An 8,010-nucleotide genomic window follows, 5' to 3' on the forward strand; every position below is an offset into this window, starting at 1 on the left:
GCACCTGCGCGGGCGCTGGCTGCATCAGCGTGATTGGCGCGACTTCGTCAGCCAGAGCCCGCCGGGGCGCTGGCAACCCCTGCCTCGGCACGCCTGGCTGGCGCCGGCGCATTACTCGGAGGATCAGGTGTGGCGTGCTGACCAGATGCAAGCCTGGCTGGCAGACCTCGACCCGATGGCACCGGCCCAATTACTGGTGCGGCTGGTTCAGCAAGGCGCAGATTGGGAAGAAGCCGAACGTTTGTTCCTTGTTGCAGACCTGTGGCCAAACGTCCCGGGCATTACTTGAGTTTCAGGTGGCGCGCATACCAGGGCCGTTTCGGCACGCGCTTGAACAAGGCCTGCAATCCGTCTTCTTCGGCGAAGGTGATGCGCAGCGCCAGCTTCATGGTCTCCGGGTCCATCTCCATCGACCGCCCCATCTGCAGCCCCGGCGTGGTGCTGCAACCGTGGGTGTCCGGCCCCAGCCATGGGTCAGCGACTTCCACCCAGCGGCCTTGGGCAAACCACTTGACCCCGTTGACCTCCAGCCGGCTGACCTCGCCTGGATTGAACCGCTCATGGGCGCGAAACCAGTCCTCGATGCGATCATCGATCCAGCCGTGAAAGTGCCAGAACACCGGGTTTACGTGCGATGAGAACGGGTCGCCCAGGAAGTCGTTCTGCGGCGCGTACCAACGCGCGGCAAAGTCCGCCGGGTCACGGGCGAACGGCACCGGCACGCCGTTGGACGGGTCGCGGGGCACCGAGGCCCAACGCATGTGCAGCCAGTCGTGCAGGCCCAGCTCCATCTCCGAACCTAACTGGCCCAAGGTCAGTTTGGCCAGGTAACGCGGGTCACGGTACTGCGACTCCCACACCTGGAAGTTGCTGTGGTAGGTCTCGGCCGCCTTGATATCGCTGACCCATTGGGTGTAGTCGCTGTCATCAGGTGCTGACCAACAGGGTGGCAGCGCAAAGCCGTCGTGGTTATCGAAATAACGCAAAAACCCCAGGCGATCGCGTTCCAGCGCCGGTTGGGGTTCAGGGAATTGCGGCCAGGAAGGCAGGTCTTGCATGGAGCGCGCAGTGCCAAGCATATGCCGGTGCATGAAAAAGAAGTCGATACCCGAACCGTTACGGTCTTTGCGTTTGCCGCGCGCGTCGCGCTCCTGGCCGCGTGGCCCGGGTTGCCAACCGATACCGCGCAGGGCATCGCGTTTTTCCTCAGACAGCTTGTGCCACTGGTCACGGGTGGCGTGCCAGAGCTGGTGGAACAGCCGGTGCTCAGGCGCGATCAGCCAGGCCAGCAAGGTCGGGTTGAGGCCGATACGCTGGCGCGCCTCGGGGAACAGTTGCTTGTGGGCGATAAAGCGGTTGTCGCGCTCGGTCAGGGCCAGGGGGCGCTCAAGGTCGAGAACCTGCCCGCTCAGCGTGCTGCTGCCGGCATTGGCGAAGTCGGCCCAAACTTCGTCGAGGGTCATCTTGAACTCATAGGCCGGTGCGCCATCCGCGGCGTCGCGGTCGATCAGGCGCCAGTAGAGCACGGCGCCCTCGCCCGTCAGCAGATCACCGAGCACGCGGTAACGCGGCTCGCCCTCGGCACGCAGGTTTGCAGCGGTGTCCAGATAGCCACGCAAGCCACGGCCACGCGGGGCGATGTCGAGCAACAGCTCCAGGCCTTGCAGCGGCAAGCCTTTAAGGCCCGCATCGCGGCCCTCCAGGCGCAGGCTCCACACACCGCGCAGGGTATTGGCCAGGTGTTGGCCGGCGGTGTCGGCCAGGTCCACCGTGGCCTCGCCCGGCGTGATCGGGAATTCTTCACGCGTCAGCTCGCGGTGGGCATAAAGGGCCGCTGGCACGGCAGCGCCGGTCAGCGCCAGGCCGGCGATGAAGCCACGTCGAGAGAGGGTCATTGTCTACCTTAGGAAACAGCTTGATCAGAGCTAGAACGTTGACGGCCGCGAGAAATTTACCGGCCCAGCGCCCGCGCCTAAATTTCCCCGGCCATGGCTCGTTCTTCCCTGATAGCAAAGGCCTCAACTGACTGAGATGGCAATGACAAAATCACGTTCGAAAAAGGCGCTGTATATCGGCCTGCCGCTGGCACTGGCCATCGGCGCCGGGGTCGGTTTCCTGGCCTGGGATCACTGGTTCAAAGGCAATGCCGGCTACCCGCTGGAGGTGATCAAGCAGGCCAACGAAATGCAGGACCGCTTGTTGTCGTTCGACAGCCATATCACCGTGCCCATTGATTTCGGCACCGCCGGCAACGAAGCCGACAAGGATGGCAGCGGCCAGTTTGACCTCGCCAAGGCGGCACGCGGGCGCTTGTCGGGCGCGGCCCTGACAATTTTCGGCTGGCCGGAAATCTGGAACGGCCCCAACGCGCCGCACAAACCCACCGACGGTTTTGTCGAAGAGGCCCGCCACGAGCAAGAGGTACGCTACAAGATCATCTCCGGCATGGTGCGCGACTTCCCCAATCAGGTCGGCATCGCCTACACCCCGGACGATATGCGGCGCCTGCATGGCGAGGGCAAGTTTGCGATCTTTATCAGCATGCTCAACGCCTACCCGCTGGGCGACGACCTCAACCAGTTGGACCTGTGGGCGGCACGCGGCATGCGCATGTTCGGCTTCAGCTATATCGGCAACAACGCCTGGTCCGACTCGTCACGCCCGCTGCCGTTTTTCAATGACACCACCGACGCGCTTGAAGGGCTGTCAGCCATCGGCCAACAGGCCGTACACCGCCTCAATGACTTGGGCGTGATCATCGATGTGTCGCAGATGTCGACCAAGGCGCTGGAGCAAGTCGCGCAATTGAGCCGTACCCCCATGATTGCCTCGCATTCGGCGCCGCGTGCCTCGGTGGATATCCCGCGCAACCTCAGCGACAAAGAACTGCAACTGATCAAGAACAGCGGCGGCGTGGTGCAGGTGGTGGGCTTCCCGGCCTATTTGCGCCCGCTGAGCCAACCCACCCAAGACAAGCTCAACACCTTGCGTGCGCGCTTCGATTTGCCGTCGCTGCCCAACCTGGCCGTGGCCTTGATGCCCGGCGACGCCATCATCGCCGCCTGGTCCGAGCAGAAGTTCGGCCAGTACGCCCAGGGGCTGTACGCCATTCTTGAAGAAGAACCCAAGGCCACCCTCAAGGACTGGGGCGATGCCATTGACTACACCGTGCGCAAGATCGGCATCGACCACGTCGGCATCGCCTCGGATTTCAATGACGGCGGCGGCATCCAGGGCTGGGAGAACGTCGGCGAAGTGCGCAATGTCACCGCCGAACTGATCCAGCGCGGCTACTCCGAGGCCGACATCGCCAAGCTGTGGGGAGGCAACTTCCTGCGGGTGTGGGACCAGGTACAAAAAGCCGCCAAGCCGTTGGCCAACCGCTAATTACTCAGAAGCCAGTCCATGACCGACCGCCGTACATTCCTCAAGCAGGCTGGCGTACTCGCCGCCAGCCTGCCATTGGGCAGCACATTGCTCGCGCACGCCCAGGCAGCCACCCAGTCGCCTGCCACAAACGACCCATGGACGGGTTTCAAACAGCTGTTCACCCAAGACCCGGACTACCTGCACTTTTCCAACTTCCTGGTGACCTCCCACCCACGCCCCGTGCGCGAAGCCATTGAGCGCTACCGCCAGCAGATCGACCGCAACCCCGGCCTGGCCATGGACTGGGGCCTGGAAGAAACCTGGAAACGTGAAGGCCAGGTGCGCGAATGGGCCGGTCGTTACCTGAACGCCAAGCCGGCGCAGATCGCCCTCACCGGCAGCACGTCGGAAGGCCTGGCGATGATCTACGGCGGGATCAAGCTGCGCCCCGACCAAGAGATTCTCACCACCGAACACGAACACTACGCCACCCAGAACGTGCTGGATTTTCGCGTCGCCCGCCAAGGCACGCAGGTGCGGCGCATCCGCTTGTTCGAGCGCGCCAGCCAGGTCTCCAGTGACGAAGTGCTGGGCAACATCAAGCGCGCCATTCGCCCCACTACCCGCGTGCTGGGCATGACCTGGGTGCAGTCCGGCAGTGGCGTGAAGCTGCCGATCGGCGAAATCGGCAAGCTGGTGGAGGAACTCAATCGCAACCGCGACGACAACGACCGCATCCTGTATGTGGTCGATGGCGTACATGGTTTTGGCGTGGAGAACCTCGACTTCCCGGCCATGCACTGCGACTTCTTTATCGCCGGCACGCATAAATGGATGTTCGGCCCACGCGGCACCGGGCTGGTCTGCGCCCGCGACGCCGAAAACAAATACGTCACACCCATGGTGCCGACCTTCTCCGAAGACACCAACTTTGCCACCACCATGACGCCCGGCGGCTACCACGCCTTTGAGCATCGCTGGGCGGCGGATGAAGCGTTCAAGCTGCACCTGCAACTGGGCAAGGCACAGGTTGAGGCGCGCATCCACGTACTCAACAGCGAACTCAAAACCCAGTTGCTGGCGCATCCGCAGATCGAGTTGGTGACACCGCGCAGCACCGACCTGTCGGCAGGTTTTACGTTCTTCCGCATCAAGGGTCAGGAAAGCGAAGCCGTGGTCGCCCACATGATGAAAAACCGCGTGGTGATCGACGCCGTCGACCGTGATGTCGGCCCGGTAATCCGTACCTCCCCCGGCCTGCTCAACAGCTCCGACGAAATCCAGCAGTTTATGGCCCTGCTGAGCCAACGCCTGTGATGCGCCCTTTTTTCCTTTGAACGAGATGCCCACATGAATCCATCCCGACTCAAACCCCTGACCGCCCTGGCGCTGACTGCTCTTTGCGCGGCATGGCTGCCCAACCTGGCGCAGGCCGCCACGCCGCAACCCGGCAAAGTGTTCAAGGACTGCAAGGACTGCCCGGAAATGGTGGTGCTGCCCGCCGGCACCTTCACCATGGGCACGCCGGAAGACGAAGTCGGCCGCGAGCCCGATGAAGGCCCGATGCACGACGTGACCTTCGCCAAACCGTTTGCCATGAGCCGCTTCCACGTCACTGCCGCCGAATGGGACAGCTATATCCGCCAGACCGGCGTCAAGATCGCCGACGGCGACACCCGCCCCGGCCGCGAATGCATCGCCAGCAAGCCCCGCTACCCGCAAGGGCCACGCCAGCCGGCAGTGTGCATGGACATGGACGACATCAAGCAGTACGTCGCCTGGCTATCGGAAAAAACCGGGCACAAGTACCACATGGTCAGCGAAGCCCAACGTGAATACGCTGCCCGCGCCGGCTCCGCCGGACCGTTCCCCTTCCCGTTCGACGAGGGCAAGGGCTACAGCATCGCCCAGCACGCCAACACCTACGGCCCGGCAGATGGCTACAGCTATTCCTCGCCGGTGGGCAGCTACCCGCCGAATGCATTCGGCATGTACGACATGCACGGCAATGTGTATGAGCGGGTTGCCGACTGCGAGCACCCCAACTATATCGGCGCCCCTACCGACGGCAGCGCCTGGATGGAGCCCCACTGCGAGGGCTACCAGATCCGCGGCAATGACTGGGGCGAAGCGCCGGTGTTCTCACGTTCGGGCAACCGCAACACCATCTACCCGCAAACCCGTGGGGATTGGATTGGGTTTCGGGTAGTGCGCGACCTTTAAGCAGCACACCGAGCAGAAGGTGGGAGCTGGCTTGCCTGCGATGCAGACACCTCGGTACATCAGGTACACCGAGTTGATGCCATCGCAGGCAAGCCAGCCCCCACACTTGGATCGCCTTAAGCCTGCTGAGCCAACAACTCCAACCCTTCATGCAACGCCGGGAACAGGCTGTTGTTGAAGTTGTTCCAGCGCAATTCGAGGATGGTGTCCTCAGGCGAAATCTCGGTTTTCAGCACGTCGTGGAACACTTCGCCCGAATCAATGCCGTTGTCCACGTAATGGAACGAAGCGCCGGTGAGGTACAGCGGTTCGCTGGCCTTGGTGGCTTTGGTCGCCCAATCCACCACCGTCTGCCCGCGCGCGCCGTACAAGGCATTCCAGGTGGCATAGGCGCCACGGCGCTCGTAAGGCGATTCAATACGGGTAATGCCTGGGTGGATGTTCATGATCCGCCGCGCAAACGGCGCGCCGGGCCGCACCAGCTCATCGAGGATCACCAGCAGGCCGTCCAGCACCACGATATCGGCCTTCAACTCCACCAGGGTGTCGTGCAAGCGACGTTCAAAATCCTGCTTGCCGGCGATGTGTTCGGCGCTGCCACGCGGCAGGCGGCGGTAGGTGGACGGCACGCTTAGCAACAAGTCATTGACCAGGTTGCCCTGCACGCGCAGGTCCGCCGGGTACAGCCACTGGCGACCCGGCTGATAGGCAAAACCATAGTCGACCACCAACTGCTGGTCCCGCGGGTTCTGCTCGTCATCGTCGTACACCACGCCGACCAGGTTGTAGGCCTGGCCCAACGGTGTGTCGTTCAGCGACCCCACCAGAAACTCCAGCACCGACTTCATATAGCGCTCGTGGTCCTTGTAGGCCACCGGCTGCCCGGCCTTGTCGGCGGCAGCGTTTCTCAGGGACCAGACATACACCAGATTCTTTTTCGTCATTGTTTCGCTCTCGCTGGATAGATCAGGCACGCGCCAATACGCGTGCGCCTACACAACAAGAACGAACCAGCCTGCAGGCAATTTATCGACCCAGGCCACCGCCCGGCGCGCCGCGCTAAATAGTCGCCCCGACACTTCGTTTGTCATGGGTAAGGGTCTGTGTGCCCAGCCCCCTCTTTTTTCACTTTCCGGGAAGTATTTATGACCGACCCCAAGCGCGGCGCCTTTAACGGTTTGCTCGCATTGCTCAGGCCTTTTCGCACCATCGTGACAGTCTCTGTCGCGCTGGGCATGGCCGGCGGCCTGGCCATCACGTTGCTGCTGGCGACTATCAATAACGCCCTGCACTCTACAACCGGCATGACCCAGGGCGTGGTCCTGACCTTTGCGGCGCTGTGCCTGTTGGCGCTGACCAGTTCGATCGTCTCGGATATCGGCACCAACTATGTGGGCCAGCGGATCATTGCCGCCCTGCGCAAGGATCTCGGCGAGAAAGTGCTGTCGGCGCCCATCGAGCAGATCGAACGCTACCGCTCGCACCGCCTGATCCCGGTGCTCACCCACGACGTCGATACCATCAGCGATTTCTCCTTCGCGTTCACCCCGCTGGCCATCGCCAGCACGGTAACCCTGGGTTGCCTGGGTTACCTGGCCTACTTGTCTGTGCCGATGTTCCTGATGATGATCGTCGCCATTGTGATCGGCAGCAGCGTGCAGTTCATCGCCGGCCACAAAGGCATACGCGGCTTCGATGCAGCCCGCGACCTGGAAGACGAACTGCAGCGCTACTATTCGGCGATCGCCTCCGGCGCCAAGGAGTTGCGCATCCACCGGCCACGGCGCTACCGGATGAACACCCACCGTATCCAGGAAACCGCCGACCGGATCAGCGACATCCAGGTGCGCTCGGTCAACATTTACATCGTGGCCAAAACCTTTGGCTCGATGCTGTTCTTTGTGGTCATCGGCCTGGCCCTGGCCATGCAAGCCTACAGCCCCAATCCGGACCCGGCGGTGATCACCGGTTTTGTGTTGGTGCTGCTGTACATGAAAGGCCCGCTCGAACACGTGATCGGTTACCTGCCGATCATCGGCAAGGCCGGCATTGCCTTTGCGCGTATCACCGAGCTGTCTGATCGCTTCTCGTCCCCCGAGCCGCATTTGTTGATGGACGGCAGCGAAGCTCCCACGCCGGTGGTCAACAGCCTTGAACTGCGTGGTGTCACCTACAGCCCGCCGCCGGTAGAGGGCAGCGAGCCGTTTCACCTGGGGCCGATCAACCTGAGCATCCAGCAGGGCGATATCGTGTTTATCGTCGGCGAGAACGGCTGCGGCAAGACCACACTGATCAAACTGTTGCTGGGCCTGTATCAACCCGACGCCGGCGAAATCCGCCTGAACGGCGAAACCGTGACCGACCCGGTGCGCGATGACTATCGCCAATTGTTCACCACGGTGTTCGCCGACTATTACC

Annotated in this window: 7 protein-coding genes; 5 read left to right on the forward strand and 2 right to left on the reverse strand. The window is 62.5% G+C overall.

Going from position 1 to position 8,010, the window contains the following annotated elements; translation table 11 throughout:
- Window positions 1-289: DUF1853 family protein (locus FEM54_RS18315; protein ID WP_138452330.1), on the forward strand; the 289-nt coding region annotated here is incomplete at its 5' end.
- On the opposite strand, the gene pvdP is transcribed toward FEM54_RS18315, so the two are convergent.
- Window positions 282-1,895, reverse strand: coding sequence for a pyoverdine maturation tyrosinase PvdP (gene pvdP, locus FEM54_RS18320; protein WP_138452332.1), 1,614 nt, complete (start codon window positions 1,893-1,895; stop codon window positions 282-284). The two genes, FEM54_RS18315 and pvdP, sit on opposite strands and share 8 nt — an antisense overlap.
- Before the next feature lie 142 nt (window positions 1,896-2,037).
- On the opposite strand from pvdP, the gene pvdM reads away from it, so the two are divergent.
- Genes pvdM through pvdO form a run of 3 tightly spaced genes read left to right on the forward strand, consistent with a single transcriptional unit; the run spans window position 2,038 to window position 5,592 of the window.
- Complete coding sequence (gene pvdM / locus FEM54_RS18325) at window positions 2,038-3,387, forward strand: pyoverdine-tailoring dipeptidase-like protein PvdM (protein WP_138452334.1); 1,350 nt, start codon at window positions 2,038-2,040, stop codon at window positions 3,385-3,387.
- Window positions 3,388-3,405: 18 nt separating this feature from the next.
- Window positions 3,406-4,686, forward strand: a complete 1,281-nt coding sequence (gene pvdN / locus FEM54_RS18330) for a pyoverdine-tailoring periplasmic protein PvdN (protein ID WP_138452336.1) — start codon at window positions 3,406-3,408, stop codon at window positions 4,684-4,686.
- 33 nt (window positions 4,687-4,719) lie between these two features.
- Window positions 4,720-5,592 (forward strand): dihydropyoverdine dehydrogenase, encoded by an 873-nt coding sequence (gene pvdO / locus FEM54_RS18335; protein ID WP_138452338.1) that lies wholly within the window; start codon window positions 4,720-4,722, stop codon window positions 5,590-5,592.
- Window positions 5,593-5,708: 116 nt separating this feature from the next.
- Here the strand turns inward: pvdO and FEM54_RS18345 are convergent, their stop codons facing one another.
- Window positions 5,709-6,536 carry a formyltransferase family protein gene (locus tag FEM54_RS18345; RefSeq protein ID WP_138452340.1) on the reverse strand — a complete coding sequence of 276 codons (828 nt, stop codon included), beginning with the start codon at window positions 6,534-6,536 and terminating at the stop codon, window positions 5,709-5,711.
- A 201-nt stretch (window positions 6,537-6,737) separates the two neighbouring features.
- Between FEM54_RS18345 and FEM54_RS18350 the strand changes: the two genes are divergently transcribed.
- Window positions 6,738-8,010: cyclic peptide export ABC transporter (locus FEM54_RS18350; protein WP_138452342.1), on the forward strand; the 1,273-nt coding region annotated here is incomplete at its 3' end.

The sequence above is a fragment of the Pseudomonas edaphica genome (genome assembly GCF_005863185.1).
Taxonomy (GTDB): domain Bacteria; phylum Pseudomonadota; class Gammaproteobacteria; order Pseudomonadales; family Pseudomonadaceae; genus Aquipseudomonas; species Aquipseudomonas edaphica.